At 67.7% G+C, this 18945-nt stretch carries 13 protein-coding genes; 9 read left to right on the plus strand and 4 right to left on the minus strand.

The window, feature by feature from the left end; translation table 11 throughout:
- Positions 1-7: 7 nt before the first annotated feature.
- Together GQE99_RS00940 and GQE99_RS00945 are read right to left on the minus strand one after the other, a co-directional pair.
- Entirely contained in the window at positions 8-778 is a 771-nt protein-coding gene (locus GQE99_RS00940) for a 3-keto-5-aminohexanoate cleavage protein (RefSeq protein WP_161349712.1), read from the minus strand.
- Positions 775-2094, minus strand: a complete 1320-nt coding sequence (locus GQE99_RS00945; protein ID WP_161349713.1) for an aspartate aminotransferase family protein — start codon at positions 2092-2094, stop codon at positions 775-777. Before GQE99_RS00945 ends, GQE99_RS00940 begins: the two co-directional genes overlap by 4 nt.
- Before the next feature lie 142 nt (positions 2095-2236).
- On the opposite strand from GQE99_RS00945, the gene GQE99_RS00950 reads away from it, so the two are divergent.
- The 4 genes from GQE99_RS00950 (at position 2237) to GQE99_RS00965 (ending at position 7258) form a co-directional block, all read left to right on the plus strand.
- The gene (locus tag GQE99_RS00950; RefSeq protein ID WP_328794012.1) at positions 2237-3094 is read left to right on the plus strand and encodes a MurR/RpiR family transcriptional regulator; all 858 of its coding nucleotides are present in this window, start codon (positions 2237-2239) and stop codon (positions 3092-3094) included.
- 44 nt (positions 3095-3138) lie between these two features.
- Positions 3139-4110 (plus strand): TAXI family TRAP transporter solute-binding subunit, encoded by a 972-nt coding sequence (locus tag GQE99_RS00955; protein ID WP_161349714.1) that lies wholly within the window; start codon positions 3139-3141, stop codon positions 4108-4110.
- Between the two features lie 98 nt (positions 4111-4208).
- A complete protein-coding gene (locus GQE99_RS00960) occupies positions 4209-6824 on the plus strand; it encodes a TRAP transporter permease (protein ID WP_161349715.1) in 2616 nt (871 codons plus the stop codon).
- A complete protein-coding gene (locus GQE99_RS00965) occupies positions 6821-7258 on the plus strand; it encodes a universal stress protein (protein ID WP_161349716.1) in 438 nt (145 codons plus the stop codon). Before GQE99_RS00960 ends, GQE99_RS00965 begins: the two co-directional genes overlap by 4 nt.
- Here the strand turns inward: GQE99_RS00965 and GQE99_RS00970 are convergent.
- Positions 7255-7722: an Lrp/AsnC family transcriptional regulator gene (locus tag GQE99_RS00970; protein ID WP_161349717.1), complete on the minus strand. Its 468-nt coding sequence runs from the start codon at positions 7720-7722 to the stop codon at positions 7255-7257. The genes GQE99_RS00965 and GQE99_RS00970 overlap by 4 nt on opposite strands.
- A 163-nt stretch (positions 7723-7885) precedes the next feature.
- On the opposite strand from GQE99_RS00970, the gene GQE99_RS00975 reads away from it, so the two are divergent.
- Complete coding sequence (locus GQE99_RS00975) at positions 7886-9511, plus strand: thiamine pyrophosphate-binding protein (protein WP_161349718.1); 1626 nt, start codon at positions 7886-7888, stop codon at positions 9509-9511.
- A 3-nt stretch (positions 9512-9514) separates the two neighbouring features.
- On the opposite strand, the gene GQE99_RS00980 is transcribed toward GQE99_RS00975, so the two are convergent.
- Positions 9515-11653: a S8 family peptidase gene (locus GQE99_RS00980; protein ID WP_161349719.1), complete on the minus strand. Its 2139-nt coding sequence runs from the start codon at positions 11651-11653 to the stop codon at positions 9515-9517.
- 427 nt (positions 11654-12080) lie between these two features.
- On the opposite strand from GQE99_RS00980, the gene GQE99_RS00985 reads away from it, so the two are divergent.
- The 4 genes from GQE99_RS00985 (at position 12081) to GQE99_RS01000 (ending at position 18923) form a co-directional block, all read left to right on the plus strand.
- Complete coding sequence (locus tag GQE99_RS00985) at positions 12081-15290, plus strand: reductive dehalogenase (protein WP_161349720.1); 3210 nt, start codon at positions 12081-12083, stop codon at positions 15288-15290.
- A gap of 195 nt (positions 15291-15485) precedes the next feature.
- Positions 15486-16481 carry a sugar ABC transporter substrate-binding protein gene (locus GQE99_RS00990; protein ID WP_161349721.1) on the plus strand — a complete coding sequence of 332 codons (996 nt, stop codon included), beginning with the start codon at positions 15486-15488 and terminating at the stop codon, positions 16479-16481.
- A 3-nt stretch (positions 16482-16484) separates the two neighbouring features.
- A complete protein-coding gene (locus tag GQE99_RS00995) occupies positions 16485-17981 on the plus strand; it encodes a sugar ABC transporter ATP-binding protein (protein ID WP_161349722.1) in 1497 nt (498 codons plus the stop codon).
- A gap of 3 nt (positions 17982-17984) precedes the next feature.
- Positions 17985-18923, plus strand: a complete 939-nt coding sequence (locus GQE99_RS01000) for an ABC transporter permease (RefSeq protein WP_161349723.1) — start codon at positions 17985-17987, stop codon at positions 18921-18923.
- The last annotated feature ends 22 nt before the right edge of the window (positions 18924-18945 follow it).

Below are 18945 nucleotides of genomic sequence, written 5' to 3' on the forward strand. Positions count from 1 at the left end.
GCGCTGATCAGGTCTCGCTTGCGGTCGCGGCGTCCGCGACCACGGCCCTGACCCTTTCGGCATTGTCGGCGGCGGTGCGTCCGTCCGCGTGGACGAGGGAGTTCTCGAACCCGACCCGCCGCTTGCCGCCTGCCGCGCGCGCGCCGCTCAGGCATGCCGTTTCGCCCTGGCCGAAGGCGCAGACCGCCCAGTCGGGCGTGATCGCGCGCTCCCGCATCCAGTCGAGGAACGGATCGAGCATGTCGGGCGTGGAGGTCTGCCCGGAGGTGTAGCGGCCCAGCACGAAGATGAGCTGCAACCCGGAATCCCCGAGGCGCGCGTCGGGCAGGGTGGCCGCCAGCCCCTCGGCATCCTCCACGGAATAGAGGATGTGCTGGATCGCGATGCCCCGGTCATGCGCCTCTTCGTAGAAGCGCCGCGCCCCGTCCTCGCGCGTGATCTCGCGCCAGGCGGCCGAGACCATCGTGGCCCCGCTCTCCAACGCGACGCGCTTCTGGTGGTCGGGGGCGTAGAGCCCGGCGGATTCCGTCGTGATCTGGACGGGCAGGGCGGGAAGCACGCGGCCGAGATGTGCGAGCGCCTCCCGGTAGGCGCCGGCGTCCAGCAGGTGCCGCCCTCCTTCGTCGCGCAGGTGGAGGTGCAGCCCGTCGGCCCCGGCCTCCGCGCAGGCGCGCGCGGTCTCGGTGATCTCGTCCAGCGTGATCGGCAGCGCCGGGTGGTCGGCCTTGATCCTGGTCGCGCCGTTCGGGGCGACCATCAGGTCGGGCAGGGGGCTCACAGCACGGCCCCGAGCGCGGCGTCGAGCTTGTCGACCAGTTCGCCCAGCTGATCCTCGGTGAGGATGAAGGGCGGGGCCAGGAGCACGTGGTCGCCGCGGCTGCCGTCGATGGTGCCGCCCATCGGGTAGCAGATCAGCCCCGCCTCGAAGGCGGCGGCCTTGATCCTGCGGTGGATGCCTTCGGACGGGTCGAAGGGGTCTTTCGTGTCGCGATCCGCCACGATCTCGAGCCCGCGGAACATGCCGCGCCCGCGGATGTCCCCCACGCTGGGGTGTTGGCCGAAGGCCTCGGACAGTGCTGCCCCCAGCCGCTCGCCCATGTCGGCCGAGCGGTGGGCCAACCCGCCATCGGTGAGCTTCGTCACCACGACGTCCGCGGCGGCCGTGGCGATGGGGTGGCCGATGTAGGTGTGCCCGTGCTGGAAGAAGCCCGAGCCCGCCGCGAAAGCGTCATGAATCTCTGCCGTGCACAGCGTCGCGCCGATCGGCTGGTAGCCTGCGCCCAATCCCTTGGCGATGGTCACGATGTCGGGGACGACCCCGTCCTGTTCGCAGGCGAAGAGCGTGCCGGTCCGGCCCATGCCGCACATCACCTCGTCGAGGATCAGGAGGATGCCGTAACGGTCGCAGATCTCGCGGATGCGCTTGAAATAGCCCGGCACCGCGGGCACCGCGCCCATCGTCGCCCCGACCACGGGTTCGGCGATGAAACCGATCACGGTCTCGGGCCCGACGCGCTGAAGCTCGGCCTCGAGTTCATCGGCCATGCGCCGGCCATAGTCCACGAGGTCTTCGCCGTCTTCCTGACCGCGGTAGGCATAGCACGGCGCGATGTGGCTGGTTTCGACCATCAGCGGCTGGAACGGTGCGCGCCGCCAGGCGTTGCCGCCGGTCCCCAGCGCGCCAAGCGTATTGCCGTGGTAGCTTTGCCGCCGGGCGATGAACCGGTGGCGTTCCGGCGCGCCGGTTTCGACGAAGTACTGCCGCGCCATCTTGAGGGCGGCCTCGACGGCCTCGGAACCGCCGGAGACGAAATAGACTTTGTCGAGGCCCTCGGGCGCATGTTCGATCAGCCGGTCGGCAAGCCGTTCGGCGGGCTCCGACGTGAAGAAGCCGGTGTGGGCGAAAGCGAGGTCTCCGGCCTGACGCGAGATCGCGTCGATCACGTCGGCATCGGAATGGCCCAGGCAGGACACGGCCGCGCCACCGGAGCCGTCGAGGTAATATTTGCCAGCCTTGTCAATGATATAGGCCCCTTCGCCGCGCACCGCGACGGGCGGTGTGGCACGGGCGCTTCTGTGGAACACGTGAGTCATCTTCGACCTCTCAGGCGCCGATTCGGCCGGCGCGACAGGTTCATGATGAAACAGATGGGTCAAGCGTTGACAATAAATGAAACAAATGAAACGGTCATTTTTGTTTGATATGATGCCGCGCGACAGGACAGGGGAGGTCTCCGTGCTCGACAGCTTTGAGGAACGCTTGGCCTCGAACTACGATTCGCTGTCGGCCCGCCTGCGGCAGGCCGCGGATTACGTCGCAGCACATCCTCTCGATACCGCGACGCGTTCGCTCCGGGCCGTGGCCGATCACTCCGGCCTGCCGCCCGCGACCTTCACCCGGATGTCCAAGGCATTGGGATACGAGAATTTCCAGGAACTGCGGGATGGACTGCGCCAGCGGCTTGCCCGGCGCGAGTCGAGTTTCGCGGCGCGCGCCACGGCGCTGCAGGGGGACACGGACGCCTCCGACCTCGTCGCGCGCAACCGCGCGGCCTGCATCGAGAACATCGACGCGCTGGCCGCGGATCTCGACAATGCGCGGGTCGAAGAGATCGCCGACCGCCTTCACAAGGCGCGCCGCGTCGTGGTGCTGGGCAGCCTCGGTTCGACCGGGATAGCGGAATACACCGCCTACATGGGCAATTTCCTCGGCGCGGGCTGGACGCAGGCCGGGCGCATGGGCACCTCGGTCGGGGCGTCGCTTGCCGACCTCGGGGAGAAGGACGCGCTGATCGTCTTCACCAAGCCACCCTTCGCGGCGACATCGGTGCGCGCGGCGGAATTCGCCTGCGAGCGCGACGTCTTCGTTCTCGTCGTGACCGACACCCACACCTGCCCGGCCTTGCGCCATGCCTCGGCCCGGGTCATCGTTCCGACCGACAGCCCGAATTTCTTTTCGTCCTACGTGGCGACCATGTTCCTGGTGGAAACACTCATGGCCACGGTCGCGAAACGCGCAGGACCCACCGCAACCCGAAGGATTGCGGACGTGGAGGCGGCGAACCTCACCCTTGGTGAGGTGCGTCCCCTCTGAACACTCGACCAAACCCGAAGAACCTAACCAACAGGAGATAGGACATGACACACCACTTCAAACTCGGCTTCGCCGCGGCGACCGCGATGGCGCTCATGGCGCCGCCGGCGATGGCGCAGGAAGAGTTCATCACCATCGGCACCGGCGGCGTGACCGGCGTCTACTACCCGACCGGGGGCGCGATCTGCCGTCTCGTGAACAAGGGACGCCGCGACCACGGCATCCGCTGCTCGGTCGAATCGACGGGCGGCTCGGTCTACAACATCAACACGATCCGCGAAGGCGAGCTCGAGTTCGGCGTGGCCCAGTCTGACTGGCAGTACCATGCTTACAACGGCACCTCGCGCTTCGAGGAAGCCGGGCCGTTCGAAGAACTGCGCGCGGTGTTCTCGGTCCACCCGGAACCCTTCACCGTCGTGGCCCGTGCCGACAGCGGCATCGAGACCTTCGAGGACCTCAAGGGCAAGCGCGTCAACATCGGCAACCCCGGCTCCGGCCAGCGCGGCACGATGGAAGTCCTGATGGACGCGATGGGCTGGACCACCGACGACTTCGCGCTCGCAACCGAGCTCAAGGCCGCCGAACAGTCGGCCGCGCTCTGCGACAACCAGATCGACGCGATGGTCTACACCGTCGGCCACCCGTCCGGCTCCATCCAGGAAGCCACGACCGCCTGTGACTCCGTGCTCGTGGACGTGACCGGCGAAGCGGTGGACAACCTGATCGAGGAGAACTCGTTCTACCGGACCGCCACCATCCCGGCCGGCATGTATCGCGGCAACGACGAGGACACGACGACCTTCGGTGTCGGCGCGACCTTCGTGACGTCGTCGGACGTGTCGGACGAAGCCGTCTACGTGGTGGTGTCGTCGGTCTTCGAGAACTTCGAGGACTTCAAGGGCCTGCACCCGGCGTTCTCCAACCTGAAGCCGGAAGAGATGATCTCGGCCGGTCTTTCGGCGCCGCTGCATGAAGGCGCGAAAAAGTATTATCAGGAAAAGGGTTGGATGGACTAACCTCCCCCTGACAGATCCGGGAGGGCGGTGCGCCGCCCTCCCGCACCCAACACAGACACCGCCAAGCGCAGAGGCCCCGCGGCCGGCAGGGAGGGACCATGTCCGACAACGAGAAACGCGCCCTCAATGAAGACGAGCTGCAGGAGCTGGTCGCCGCCTCCGACAGCGGCGCGCGCGCCGTTCCCGGCAAGGTGGGCCTCTTCATAGCGGCGCTGGCGCTTGTCTGGTCGATCTTCCAGGTGCTGCTCGCATCGCCTTGGGCGCCCTACATCCTGCCGTCGGACGCGATCAACAACGCCCGCCAGATCCACCTCGCCTTCGCGATCTTCCTGTCGGCGATGGCCTATCCGCTCTTCCGCTCCGCCCCGCGCCACAAGGTGCCGTGGTACGACTGGATCCTCGCCATCGGGGGCGCCGCGCTCGCGCTCTACGGCTATTTCTTCTACGACAAGATCGTCCAGGCCGGCGGGCTGGCCGATGAAACCGACGCGATCGCCGCCCTCGCGGGCCTGGCGCTGCTCTTCATCGCCGCCTACCGCACGCTGGGCCCCGTGATGGTGATCCTCGCGCTCGTCTTCCTGGCCTATGTCTTCTTCGGTTCCGGCGAACTGGTGCCGGACTCGATCCAGTGGGCGGGGGCGAGCCTGCGCAAGGCCATGTCGCACATGTGGATCACCTCGGAAGGGGTGTTCGGCATCGCGCTGGGCGTCTCGACCAAGTTCGTCTTCCTCTTCGTGCTCTTCGGCGCGCTCCTCGACAAGGCAGGCGCCGGGAACTACTTCATCAAGATGGCCTTCGGGGCGTTGGGCCACCTGCGCGGGGGGCCGGCCAAGGCCGCCGTCGTGGGCTCCGCCGCGACCGGCCTGATCTCGGGCTCCTCCATCGCCAACGTCGTGACCACCGGCACCTTCACCATCCCGCTCATGAAGCGGGTCGGCTTCTCTTCGGAAAAGGCCGGTTCCGTCGAGGTCGCCTCGTCCGTCAACGGCCAGATCATGCCCCCGGTCATGGGCGCGGCCGCCTTCCTGATGGTCGAATACGTCGGCATTTCCTATGTCGAGGTCATCACCCACGCCTTCCTGCCGGCGGTGATTTCCTACATCGCGCTGATCTACATCGTTCACCTCGAAGCGGTGAAGAACAACATGCCGACGCTGGGCGACAAGGTCGTCTCGACGGGCCGCACCATCGGCGGGATGTTCGCCTTCTTCGCGGGCTTCGCGATCCTGTGCTACGCGACCCAGTTCCCGGTCCGGCTGATCGTGGATCTCGTGCCCACCGGCTCGGGCTGGATCCTCGCCGCGCTCCTGGGGCTGGTCTACCTGGGCCTGATCTACCTGGCCTCCACGGTCCCGGATCTCGAGCCCGATGATCCGAACTCCGAGCAGGTTGAGCTGCCGCACATCCCCAGCATCTACAAGTCCGGCCTCTACTACCTGCTGCCGATCATCGTCCTGGTCTATTTCCTGATGATCGAGCGCAAGTCGCCGGGCCTGTCGGCCTTCTGGGCCACGTTCCTGATGTTCGCCATCCTGCTCACCCAGCGGTCGCTCAAGGCGATGTTCCGGGGCGAGGACAACGCGGTCTCCAAGCTTCGCGACGGGGTGCTCGACCTCGTCTCGGGCCTGATCGCCGGGGCCCGCAACATGATCGGGATCGGCCTCGCGACCGCCACGGCGGGCATCATCGTGGGCACCGTGTCGCTGACTGGTATCGGGCAGGTCATGGCGGACTTCGTCGAGTTCCTGTCGGGCGGCAACCTGATCCTGATGCTGATCTTCGTGGCGATCCTGTCGCTGATCCTCGGGATGGGCCTGCCCACCACGGCGAACTACATCGTCGTCTCGTCGCTCATGGTGGCGGTCGTGGTCGAGTTGGGGGCCCAGTCCGGCCTCGTCGTGCCGCTGATCGCAGTGCACCTCTTCGTCTTCTACTTCGGCATCATGGCGGACGTGACGCCACCGGTGGGGCTTGCGAGTTTCGCGGCCGCGGCCGTGTCGGGCGGGGACGCGATCCGCACCGGCTTCACGGCGTTCTTCTATTCCTTGCGCACCGTGGCGCTGCCCTTCGTGTTCATCTTCAACACCGACCTGCTCCTGATCGACGTGACATGGGTGCAGGGGGTCGTCGTCTTCGTGGTCGCGACGGTCGGCATCCTGATCTTCACCGCGGCGACGATGGGCTGGTTCCTGACGAAGAACCGGATCTGGGAGACCGTGGCGATGCTTCTCATCGCCTTCGCGCTCTTCCGGCCCGGCTTTTTCATGGACATGGTGCAGCCGCCCTACCACGACATCGAACCGGCCGCCTTCGAGCAGGCCGTGGGCGATGCCGCGCCGGGCCGCGACCTGCGCGTGGTGATATCGGGTCCGGACTTCGACACGCTCGAGATGAAGGACCTCACCGTCGTGCTCACCGTGCCAGACGTCGAGGGCGCGCAGGCGCGGCTTGACGAATGGGGCATCCTGCTCATGCCCGAGGGCGACCGGATGATCATGGACGAGCCGATGTTCGGCACCGAGCTTTCCGACAAGCTCTCGTCCTTCGACTTCTACGGCGAGAACCCGGTCGAGATCACGGCGGTGCGCGCCCCGGCCGACCAGATGCCCAAGGAACTGATGTTCATCCCGGCGCTCGCGCTCATGGCCCTGATCGCCTTCCTGCAATCCCGCCGCGCCACCGCGGCCCGTCCCCGAGAAGGAGCGCTGGCATGAGCCGCATCCAGACCGTGCTTTGTGCAATCGACGTGAACCGTCCGGAAACCGAGGCGGATGTCCTCCAGCGTGCCTGGAAGCTGGCGAGCGCCGAGGGCGCGCAACTCGACGTGATCTCGGTCGTGCCGGATTACGGCATGTCCGTGGTCGGGGGCTTTTTCGATCAGGATCACACCAACAAGGTGGTCGAGGACGTGAAGACCATGCTCAACGACCTGGCGGTCAAGGCGCTGGGGGACGAGGTCAACGGGAAGCTCCGTCACCTCGTGGCGGTCGGCAAGGCTTACCAGGAGATCCTGCATGTCGCCGAAAAGGACGGCGCCGATCTGATCGTGCTGGGCGCGCATGCGCCGGACCTGAAGGACTACCTTCTCGGCCCGACCGCGGCGCGCGTCGTGCGCCACACCAGCTCGTCGGTCTACGTGGTGCGTTAAACCCCCGCGATGTCGAGGTCGCTGTCGGCCTTCATGGTCTTCAGCACGAAGTCCGACTGCACCTGCGCCACCTGCGGCAGGATCAGGAGCTTCTCGTGGACGAAATCCGCGAACCGGTCGAGGTCCCTGACCCGCACGTCGAGCAGGTAGTCGGCGCTGCCCGAGACCGAGAAGGCGGACTGCACTTCGGGCTGGTCGGCGAGCCAACGGGAAAAGTCAGTGTGATCCTCCTTGCCGTGAGCATGAAGCGACACCCGCACGAAGGCGCGGATGTTGAAGCCAAGCTTCCCGGCGTCGAGACGGGCATGGTAGCTTTCGATGTAGCCCGCGGCCTCCAGCGCGCTGCGCCGGCGCGAGCATTGCGAGGGCGACAGGTTCACGATCTCCGAGAGCGCGCCGTTGGTCAGCGTCCCGTCGCGCTGAAGCGCGGTGAGGATGCGCAGGTCAAACTGGTCGAGTGACATGGGGGCGCCCTTCGTGCTCTGGCTCTTTCATGCACGAAATGTGCATGCAGGGATCAGATATGATGAAACGCGCGCGAAATCTACTGCCGGTGCAGGCAAAGTTGCACGGTTTTCGCCCGAAACCGGTGATAGGGTGCGCGCGCAGATGACCGAAGGGGGCCCCATGTCCGACACGACGCATACCGTATTCAAATCCATCGCGCAGGCGGTGTCCGACCAGGGGATCGACACGATCTTCGGGCTCATGGGGGACGCCAACATGTTCGTGCTGGACCATTTCGTGCGCGGCTGCGGCGGCACCTTCGTGCCGTCCGTGCACGAAGGCAGCGCGGTGCTCATGGCGCTGGCCCATGCCCACGTGGCCGACGGGGTCGGCGTGGCGTCCGTCACCCACGGGCCGGCGCTGACGAACTGCGTCACCGCCCTGACCGAGGGGGCGCGCGGCCACGTGCCCATGGTCCTGCTCGCGGGCGACACGCCGGTCGTGAACCCGCGCCACCTGCAAAGCATCGACCAGCGCGAGGTCGTGAAGGCGACCGGCGCCGGGTTCGAACAGGTCCGCACGCCCGATACCGCCGCCCAGGACGTGGCGCGCGCCTTTTACCGGGCGCAGGTCGAGCGGCGGCCCATCGTGCTGAACATGCCCGCCGATTTCATGTGGCAGGAAGTGCGCCACGAAAAGATCGTCTACCCGGTCTTCAACACGCCCGGCCACGTGCCGGAAGGCGAGGTCTTCGACGATGCGCTCGGCATGATCGCCTCGGCGCGCCGCCCCGTGATCCTTGCCGGTGGCGGGGCCGTGGGCGCGCGTGACGACATCATCAAGCTCGCCGACCGGATGGAGGCGCCGCTCGCGACCACGCTCAAGGCGAAGGGGCTGTTCAACGACCATCCCTACAACATGGACATCTTCGGCACGCTCAGCACGCCCGCCGCCTACGACGCGATCGCGACGGCGGATTGCCTGGTCTGCTTCGGGACGAGCCTGCACGAGTTCACCACGGATCGCGGCGCGCTTCTCAAGGACAAGCGGGTCGTGCAGATCGACACCAACCCCGAGGCGATCGGCACGTCGGTCCACCCCGACGCCGCCCTCGTCGCCGACAGTGCGCTCACGGCCCAGAACATCCTCTACTGGCTCGACGAGGCCGAGGTGCCGTCGACGGGCTTCACCCGCGATCTCGACAGCGCGACCCTGACCGCCCACCCGGTGGGGCGGGGCAGCGCCAAGCCGGGCACCGTGAACTACATCGGGGCGCTCGAGAAGTTCGAGGAACGGCTGCCGCGCGACCGTGTGCTCGTCACGGACGGCGGGCGTTTCATGACCGAAGTCTGGTGCCGCATCTCGGCCACCGACCCGCGCCATTTCGTGGTGACGGCCAACTTCGGCTCCATCGGGCTGGGGCTGCAGGAAGCGGTCGGCGCAGGTCTCGCGGCGCCCCGGCGTCCCGTGGTCATGTTCACCGGCGACGGCGGCTTCATGATGGGCGGCATCAACGAGTTCAACACGGCCGTGCGCCTCGGGCTCGACCTGATCGTGATCGTCGCCAACGACGAGGCCTACGGCGCCGAGCACATCCAGTTCCGGGACCGCAAGATGGACCCGAGCCTCACCGAGTTCGACTGGCCCTCCTTCGCCGACGTGGCCAACGCGCTGGGCGGGCAGGGGATCGACGTGCGCTCGGAGGAAGAACTCGACGCGGCGCTCGAGGCCATCGAGAAGCGCGACCGCCCGATCCTGATCGATCTGCACCTCGACCCGGACGACGTGCCGCGCATGCGGATCTGAGGCTCAGAACCGGGTGCGCAGCCCCACGAAGAGGCCGGTGCTGCGCTCCCCGGTGACGTTGCCGAAATTCTCCGCGTGGGCGGCCGACAGCACCACGTCGGAGCGCGCGGTGACGGGGAAGTCATAGGAAATGCCCAGCCGCACCTCGCGGCTGTCCGGGGCCAGGTCGATGCCGACCGCGCGGTGCTCGACCGTGCCGCTGCGGGTCTGGACGGGAAGTTCGAGCGTCGTGCGCCCCCCGGCCACCGCCACCGGAAGGCCGAAGGAGAAGGCCAGCCGGTCGCCGCCTTCGAAGAGGTCGCGGGTGACGAACTCGGCCTTGGCCGAGGTGAAGCTCGCGCTGCCGCCGATCCCGCCGCCCTGGCCCAGCGTACTGCCGAAGCCGGCCCCGAGCGCGAGCGCGCTCTTGCCCGAGATCGGCGCCGACCAGTCCAGCGATCCGGCCACGATAGCGCTGCCGCCTCCGGTGAACCAGCGCGGCAGAAGCGCGCCGCCGTCGCGCCCGACGCTCAGGTTGACCGCGAGGTCGCCGATGTCGCTGTCGAAACGCTGGCCCACGGTCACGCCGAAGCTGTCGTTTTCACCCGGCTCGAAGGGCATCATGACGTTCACGGACAAGTCGTCCGTCGTGCCGCCAAGAAGCCGCGTGTCGGGATAGAAGGAGGTGAGGCCGCAACACCCGGCCGCCCCGCCGCTTCTCCAGTCGCGCTCCAGTTCGTCGGCCAGCGGGCGCTGCCCGGGCCGCGCGACGAGTTCGTCGGCGGACACCGAGAAGCGCGCGGAGAGCGCGTCATCCACGACGAGCGAGACATTGGACAGCGCCCGCGTCACCGCATCCCCCGTCGCCTGGCCTTCGACCGCGAGCGGTTCGGCGACGTCGTAGGTCGTCCCGTCGCCCAGCGTGGCGGTGGTCGTGCCGATGGGCAGCAGCGCGGCTTTCACGTCGAGGAAGCCGTGCCCCCATTCGTCGCTGATCGCGTGCACGAAACCCTCGGCGAGCTCGACCTCGCCGGTGGCGTTGAAGCCCGTGAACTCGTTGTCGGCCGAGGCGAGCAGGCGGATCCTCAGATCGTGGGGGGAAAGGTCCGGGAACGCTTCGCCCAGGATCGCCATCGCGCCGGCGACCATCGGCGCGGCGAAGGAGGCGCCGGTGCTGAAGGAATAGGCGTCGGTGGCCGCCGCGCTCGCGCCTTTCCAGCTGCCCTCGGCGGCAAGGCACCAGCGCGCGGACTCGAGGCAGGCGGCCGAGATGCGCCGGCCCCCGATCACGTCGTCGCCCGACATCTCGGCCTCGGCGTTGATCACGGCGAGCCAGCCCGCTTCCAACCCGGGCTCGAGCGAGGGGAGGGCGGGCATCAGGCTCGATTGCGCATCCGCCCCCCCGTTGCTGGCCGCGAAGATCACCACGCCCGTCTCGGCGTAGCTTCGCAGTGCGGAGAGGTAGTCGCGGCTCGCCGAGCTGGAAAAGATCCGGTCGAAGGTGGCGCGCGTCGCCGGGGCGTCGGTAAAGCCCCAGGAATTGTTCAGCGCGACCGCGCCCAGCTGTTCGGCCTGTCGCGCGGCGGCGGCCCGGCTGGTGAAGGTGTCGTAGCTCCCGAAGGCAAGGTCCGCGCCCGGCGCCATGCCGATCATCGTGGACGAATTCCCGGCCGCGACCGAGGCGACCAGCGTGCCGTGATCGCGTTCGGGGAAGGTGCCCGAGGTGTGGATCGTCTTGCCCGCGAAGGCCTCGTGGTCCGCGAGGAAGCCGCTGTCGGTGACCGCGATGATCTGGCCCGCGCCGGTCAGCCCGGCGGCATGGGCAAAGTGCACGCCGGAGCTTTGCAGCGGATAGGTCGAATAGGACTGTTCCGAGGCATCGCGGGTCTGGTTACCGTTGCCGTCGAAATACCAGGTGCGGTCCTGAAGGGTATAGCGGCTGTCGCGCTGGACCAGGAACCGCGCGTCATCCTCGTAAGGTTCGAAGCTTTCGACGAAGGCGCGGCTCAGGACCGAGCCGTCGACGGGCGTCGGTGCCGGGGTGCCGGAGCTGTCCGAGGAGCCCTCGGGCTGGCAGCCGGCGAGCGCCACGGCCAGGACCGGCACCAGGGCGGCTTTCATCGACACGAAGGGCGTCCCTTTCCTGTCGGTCCTGTATGTCATGTCTTTCATTCCATATCGCGGCGCAGCGGCGGGGGCGTGCCCGACCCCGGCGGTATCGTCCGGCCGGGCCACGTTTTCATTCTGCCGTGGTCGCTGCGCATCAACCAGAGGGCTTGATAGCGGCGCCGGCCGATTGGTTCCAGATGGACACGGTCGGTTGGTGGTTTCTTGCCGGTGCGCGCGCGGGGTGGGCAAGATGCCGCCGAAGGGCGTGTCGTCTCCCGCGCGGCCTGCCTGCGCGACCCTCGGGCGGGCACGGGCCATCGTATGGAAAACAAAGCGGATTTGGCGCAGGCGGGGAAAAGTCGGCTTGCGGGCCCCTTGCGGGGGCGCCTATTGTTGTAAGAGCAACGAAACAGCGCCGCCGGCCGTCCCGGACGGCGCGATCCCGGGGGTGGGGGCCCGCGGACAGGGGGGTGGTCACAGGATGACGATACGTTTCTTCTCGGACAAGAATCGCCCGGTGCACATGGGGCCCTTCCCGCTGGAACGGCTCGCGCGCGGATCGATGCCGCCGCTGGCCGGTGTGCCCGCCTACCGCCCGCTCGATTTCCGGCGCCCGGACATGCCCGCCTCGATCGTGAACGCGATGGGTGAATACCAGGCGATGATGGACGCGATCCGCGACGGGCTGGTGAACAAGACGCGCGCGGAATGCCCCGAAGACCCGCAGGAACGGTCCAATCACCTCAAGGCGTTCGGCTACTTCTCGGATGCCGCGATGGTGGGCGTCGGCCCGTTGCCCCAAGCCGCGCTTCTGTCCGAGCCGCGCATCAACCCCGACATCGAGCGGTTGGCCCATGACCTGCGCACGCGCCAGACCAAGACGCTCGCCTCCGGCATCGACATGATCATGGCCGACCTCAAGGAGTCGATGGAAGCGCCGCCCACGACCATCGCGGGCCACAAGCATTCCATCGTGTTCCTCTACGACTACCCGCGTGACCCGCGCGAAGGGGAGCGCGGGTGCGAGTGGCTCGACGACGCGCAGGCGCACCGGGCCTGTCTGCGCGCCACGGAGACGGCGGTGGTCATCGCGAACTACATCCGTCTCCTGGGGTGGGACGCGAAGGCGCATACGGCGACCTGCACCGACGTTGACCTCAATGTGCTGACGGTGGGGGCGGGCCTCGCCACCGTCGAGGATGGGCGGCTCCAGGCGCCCTACGTGGGCGACCGGTTCGGGGTCGCGGTGGTCACGACGGATTTCGACCTGGCCGAGGACGGGCCGCTCCTGCCCGCAGCACAGCAACCGGCGTTTCGCACCAAGGGGCCGGCGTGGTGGCTGGGGGCGGGGTTCCGCCGTTCGGCGCTGAACGGCGATCCCTACGCGCGGCGCGACTTCGCGGACGGGCCGCACCCGTTCGAAACGCTCAAGCGCGTGGAGACGCCGACGACCTATATTGACGAGCCCAACGTCGCACGCGTGCCGAAGCGCACCGACATGTTCGCGCGCGCCCAGTTCGGCGACATGGGGAAGGCGACGCAGGACGGGGCCAAGGGCGGGCACTATGCGCGCAAGGCCGCGCCCTCGATGGCGCAACGCCGGATGCTGGGGGCGTTCGTGCTCCTGCAGGACGGCGAGCCTTCCGACGGGCCGCGCCCCACGGACGAGGCGCGCAACGCCGCCAACATCAAGGCGGCGAGCTACTTCCTCGGGATCGACGCGGTGGGCATCAGCCGCTGCCCGGACTGGACGTGGTATTCCCACGATGCGACCGGGGCCGAGCTCGACCCGCCGCACGACCAGGCGATCAGCATGATCATCGACCAGGGTTACGAGACGATGGAGGGGGCGAGCGGCGACGACTGGATCAGCGTGGCGCAATCCATGCGTGCCTACCTTCGCTTCTCTCTGCTGGGTGGCGTCATCGCGCGCCAGATCCGCAACCTGGGCTACTCGGCCAAGGCGCACACGGTGCTCGACGGCGAGGTGCTGCAACCGCCGCTCCTCCTGCTGTCGGGTCTGGGCGAGGTGAGCCGGATCGGCGAGGTGATCCTGAACCCCTTCCTGGGCCCGCGCCTCAAGTCCGGGGTGGTGACGACCGACATGCCGATGGCGCACGACAAGCCCATCGACTTCGGCATGCAGGCGTTCTGCGAATCCTGCAACAAATGCGCGCGCGAATGTCCCTCGGGCGCGATCACCGCCGGGCCCAAGCTCATGTTCAACGGCTACGAGATCTGGAAATCCGATAGCCAGAAATGCGCGACATACCGGATCACGACCGAGGGCGGGGCGATGTGCGGGCGCTGCATGAAGACCTGTCCGTGGAACCTCGAGGGGCTCTTCGCCGAGAAGCCCTTCCGCTGGGCCGCCATGAACTTCCCCAAGGCCGCGCCACTCCTGGCCAGGCTCGACGACAAGGTCGACAACGGCGGGCTCAACCCGGTGAAGAAATGGTGGTGGGACATCGAGCTCTACGAGGACGGGGGCTACCGCCCGGCGCGCCACCCGGTGAACATGCGCGACCTTCAGACCGACCTCGAGCTCAGGTACGAGGACCAGACGCTCGCCGTCTATCCCGCCAACCTGGCCCCGCATCCCTGGCCCTATCCGTTCCCGATGGACCGTGAGGCAGGGATCGAGGCCTACCAGGCGCTGGTCACCGCCGAGGAATACAAGCGCCGGCTGGAAGCGGGCGACGAGAGTGTCATCCACCGTTACACCGCCGATGGCGAAAGCCCGGTCCTGCGCGTCGAGGTGTCCAAGGTCGAGAAGATGACCCCCGACATCACCAAGTACGAATTCCGCGCGCTCGATGGCGCCGACCTGCCTGAATGGGACGCCGGCGCGCATCTCGACATCGTCGTGGCGCCGGAGTTCCTGCGCCAGTATTCCATGTCCGGCGATCCCGCCGACCGCTCGGTCTACCAGATCGGCGTGCTGCGCGAGGACGAGGGGCGGGGCGGTTCGCAGCTCATGCACCGGATCTTCGCCGAGGGTCGAAAGATCTTCATCTCCAAGCCCATCAACCATTTCCCGCTGGACGAGACGGCGACGCGCACGTTCCTGATGGGTGGAGGTATCGGGGTGACGCCGATGATCGCGATGGCCCACCGCCTTCACGCGATCGGGGCGGACTTCGTGCTGCACTACTCGGTCCCCACGCGCGCCGCCGCGGCCTACCTTGAAGATCTCGAGTCCGTGCCCTGGTCCGACCGGGTCAGCCTGCACGTCTCCGAGGAAGGCACGCGCGCCGATCTCGACCACCTGCTCGGGGGGTACGAGCCGGGCTGGCATGTCTATACCTGCGGGCCGGACCGCTACATGTCCGGCGTGATCGAGGCGGCCGAGCGCCAGGGCTTCCCGGAAGAGGCGCGCCATCTCGAATACTTCTCGGTGCCCGAGGTGCCGGAATACGAAAACCACCCCTTCACGCTCCGGCTCGCACGCTCCGGCCGCACGCTGGAGGTGCCGGCCGACCAGATACCGGCAGACGTGCTGAACGCGGCCGGGTTCCACGTGGACGTGAAGTGTTCCGACGGTCTTTGCGGCGTATGCAAGTGCGGGCTGGTCGAGGGCGAGGTCGAGCACCGGGACTTCGTTCTCTCCCGGAGCCAGCGCAAGGATACCATCATCCTGTGCCAGTCGCGCGCGGCCGAACCCGGCGGGGAAATCGTGATCGACCTCTAGGGACCATCCTTTCGGCATGCCCCGCTGACGCATTATAGAGGCGTCAAAACAAAGCCTTACGTGGCAACCTACCCTTTGGTGCGCGTCCGGCCGGTGCGCGCCACCCTCTTCCCCCAGGGCCACTATCCGCCCGGAGCCTCGCCATGACGGGGGTGCCTGAGCAACGCTTCGCACACAAGCTCAGGAGAGGTTCGCATGATTTTCAACACCAAGAACGCCCGCCCCGTGGCGCTGACCGCCGGCCTTCTGGCCGCGACGGCGCTGGCCGGGACGGCATCCGCGCAGGATTACGAAGTCGCCTACCTGTCGGCCAGCTCAGCCAACACTTGGCTGTCCAGGTCGCTCGAGGAGATGGAGAAGGTGGCAGCGGCCAACGGCGTCGCCATCACCGAGTTCGACGGCCAGTTCGACGCCGCCGCGCAGACCGCGCAGCTTCAGGACGTGATCGCCTCGGGCCGTTATGACGGCCTCATCATCGCCGCCCTGAACGGCCCGGGCGCCGTGCCGGACATCGAGATGGCGATCGAGGAAGGGATCGAGGTCGTGGTGCTGAACCAGGTGCTGGGCTCCGACCTGACCACCTCCGCTCCGCAGGTCGACGGCGTCGCCGCCTCCGTCATGGTCGCGCCCTATCATTCCGGCACCCGGCTGGGGGGCATCACCGTGTCCGCCTGCGAAGGCATCGACCCCTGCGAAGTGGTCTATCTCTACGGCATCAAGGGCACGCCGCTCGACACGGCGATCCGCAACGGCTTCGACGAGGCGACGGCGGACAGTCCCAACATCACCGTGGTGGCCGAGGGCGAAGGCAAGTACCTGGGCCCCGACGGCGGGATCGCCGCGACGCAGGACATCCTGCAGGTCAACGCCAGCTTTGACGTGGTCGTGGGCCCGGACCAGGCGATCCAGGGCACCGAGATCGTGCTCGAGGACGAAGGGATGCTGGGCGACGTGAAGCTGATCGGCTTCGGCGGCTCCGCCCCGGCGTTCGAAGGCATCCGCTCGGGCGCATGGTACGGCACGGTCATGGGGGCCCCGGCCGACGAGGGCCGGCTCGCGATGGAGGCGATGGTCGACGCGCTGAAGACCGGCAACGACCAGGGCGGGATCGACCCGCTGGCCGCCATGCCCGACGACGGCAAGGTGACCGCCGACAACGTAGACCAGTTCTCGGCCCAGTGGGACGGCTGAGACTTGACCACCCGCGTTGACACCCTGCTGACCCTTTCGGGGGTCGGCAAGACCTTCGGCGGCACCGTCGCGCTGGAGGGGATCGATCTTTCGATCGAGACCGGCAAGGTGCACGCCTTCGTGGGCGAGAACGGGGCCGGCAAGTCGACGCTGGGCAAGCTGATCGTCGGCGTCCACGCCCCGAGCGCGGGGCGCATCGCGCTCGACGGGGCCGAGGTGCATTTCGCGAGCCCGGCACAGGCGCTGGACCACGGGCTCGTGGGCATTTCGCAGGAATTGTCGCTGATGCCCCAGCGCACCGTGCTCGACAACATCGCGCTGGGGCGCGAGGTGATGCGCGGGCCTTTCGTCGATGCGCGTGCGACCCGCGCGGCGGTGCAGGCGGTCATGGACCGTTACGACATGCAGGTCGACCTCGACGCCCGCGTGGGCGACATCCCCGTGGTCGAGCAGCAGAAGGTCGAGATCCTGCGCGCACTGAGCCGCGATGCCCGCCTCATCGTCTTCGACGAACCCACCGCGCGGCTGCCCTCCGACCAGGTGGCACCGCTGCTGGCACTGGTGCGCCAGCTGGCCGGGGCCGGGAAGGCGGTGATCTACGTCTCCCATTTCCTCGAGGAAATCCTCGAAGCCACCGACACCGTCACCATCCTGCGAAACGGGCGCCACATCCGCACGGGGCCGACCGCCAGTGAGACGCACGAGACGTTGGTCGAGGGCGTGACCGGCAGTGTGCTGGGTGAGCAGTACCCCGAAATCACCGCGCCGGACGCTGCGCAAGCGCCTGTGCTCTCCGTGCGCGGGCTTTCCCGGCCCGGGGTGTTCGAGAACGTCTCCTTCGACATCCGTCCCGGTGAGATCGTCGGGCTCGCGGGGCTCGTCGGATCGGGGCGCAGCGAAATCGCGCGCGCCATCCTCGGCGCCGATCCCGCGACCGGCGAGATCCGTTTCAACGGGGGCGACACCGGCCGCTCCATCGCCGCGCGGCTGGCGGCCGGCATGGCGATGATCCCGGAGAACCGGCGCGAGCAGGGGCTCATGATCGACCGCCCCATCGTCGAGAACGTCACCCTGTCCCACCTGCGCCGGTTTTCGGGCGCCCTGGGGCTCGACCGGCGGCGCGAGCGCGCCGAGGTCACGCAGCAATGCACGGCGACCGGGCTCAAATACAATTCGCTCGACGATCCGGCAGCCGCGCTGTCGGGCGGCAATCAGCAGAAGATCCTGTTCGCCCGCGCGGCGCTGGGCGATCCTGCGCTTCTCATCGCTGACGAACCCACGCGGGGCGTCGACGTGGGGGCGAAACGCTCGATCTACGACCTGATCGCCGGGCTCGCCGCGCGCGGCAAGGCGATCCTTCTCATCTCGTCGGAGCTCGAGGAAATCCTCGGCCTCAGCCACCGCGTGATCGTCGTGTCGCGCGGACGCGTGGCCGGAGAGCTCGAAGGCGCCGATCTCACCGAGAGCGCCCTGATGACGGCGGCTTTCAGCGGAACCTGACACATGCAAAGAACCATCCTCTTCGCCAAGACCTATGGCATCCTCGTCGTCACCGTGCTGCTGTTCGTGGTGCTCGCGCTGACCACGGAAGGCTTCTTCACCGACCGCAACATGCGCAACATCCTCGACCAGCAGTCCGGGGTGCTGATCGCGGCCTGCTTCATGACGATGGCGATCATCGCGGGCAATTTCGACATCTCCGTGGGCGCGGTCTATGTCGCCACGCCGCTGGTCGCGCTGCTGGTGGAGAACGCGACCGGAAGCATCGCGCTGGGCATTCTCGCCGGGCTCGGGGCGGGCGCCGTCATGGGGGCGATCAACGGCATTGCCGTGACGCGGCTCAAGGTGAATTCCTTCATCGCCACCCTGGCCACGTCCTTCGTCTTCTTCGGAACCGGCTACCTCGTCTCCGACCGCTCCATCATGCGGCCCGAGACGGACGGCTGGCGCGATCTCGCGCGCACGCGGATCTTCGAACTGACGAGCGCGACCTGGATCGCCATCGCCGTGGTCATCCTAGCGAGCGTCCTGCTCACCCGCACGCGCTTCGGGCGCAACGTCTATGCCACGGGCGCGAACCGCGAAGCCGCGCGGCTGGCGGGGGTGGCCACGGACCGTGTGCAGATGATCACCTTCGTTCTGCTCGCGGGGGCGGCCGCGCTGGCGGGAATCCTCGGCTCCTCGCGGGCCATCTCGGCCCAGCCGTCGGACGACTTCAGCTTCATCTTCGCGGTCCTCACCGCGGTCATCGTGGGCGGCACGTCGATTGCCGGGGGCGCGGGCGCGATCTGGCGCACGGTCACGGCGGTCTTCTTCCTCGCCTTCCTGTCGAACGGGTTCAACCTGCACCAGATCGACCCGATCTGGCAGCGCCTGATCGAGGGGTTCGTCATTCTCATAGCCGTCAGCATCGACGCCTGGAGCCAGCGCCGAAGCGGCTGAAACATCAATCAAGGAGAACACC

The sequence above is a fragment of the Maritimibacter harenae genome, assembly GCF_009882975.1.
Classification (GTDB): Bacteria; Pseudomonadota; Alphaproteobacteria; order Rhodobacterales; family Rhodobacteraceae; genus Maritimibacter; species Maritimibacter harenae.

Bases quoted from the DNA above. Each gene is read 5' to 3' on its own strand.
- GQE99_RS00945 (WP_161349713.1), bottom strand. From the start codon at position 2,094: ATGACTCACGTGTTCCACAGAAGCGCCCGTGCCACACCGCCCGTCGCG.
- GQE99_RS00955 (WP_161349714.1), top strand. From the start codon at position 3,139: ATGACACACCACTTCAAACTCGGCTTCGCCGCGGCGACCGCGATGGCG.
- GQE99_RS00960 (WP_161349715.1), top strand. From the start codon at position 4,209: ATGTCCGACAACGAGAAACGCGCCCTCAATGAAGACGAGCTGCAGGAG.
- GQE99_RS00965 (WP_161349716.1), top strand. From the start codon at position 6,821: ATGAGCCGCATCCAGACCGTGCTTTGTGCAATCGACGTGAACCGTCCG.
- GQE99_RS00970 (WP_161349717.1), bottom strand. From the start codon at position 7,722: ATGTCACTCGACCAGTTTGACCTGCGCATCCTCACCGCGCTTCAGCGC.
- GQE99_RS00975 (WP_161349718.1), top strand. From the start codon at position 7,886: ATGTCCGACACGACGCATACCGTATTCAAATCCATCGCGCAGGCGGTG.
- GQE99_RS00980 (WP_161349719.1), bottom strand. From the start codon at position 11,653: ATGACATACAGGACCGACAGGAAAGGGACGCCCTTCGTGTCGATGAAA.
- GQE99_RS00985 (WP_161349720.1), top strand. From the start codon at position 12,081: ATGACGATACGTTTCTTCTCGGACAAGAATCGCCCGGTGCACATGGGG.
- GQE99_RS00990 (WP_161349721.1), top strand. From the start codon at position 15,486: ATGATTTTCAACACCAAGAACGCCCGCCCCGTGGCGCTGACCGCCGGC.
- GQE99_RS01000 (WP_161349723.1), top strand. From the start codon at position 17,985: ATGCAAAGAACCATCCTCTTCGCCAAGACCTATGGCATCCTCGTCGTC.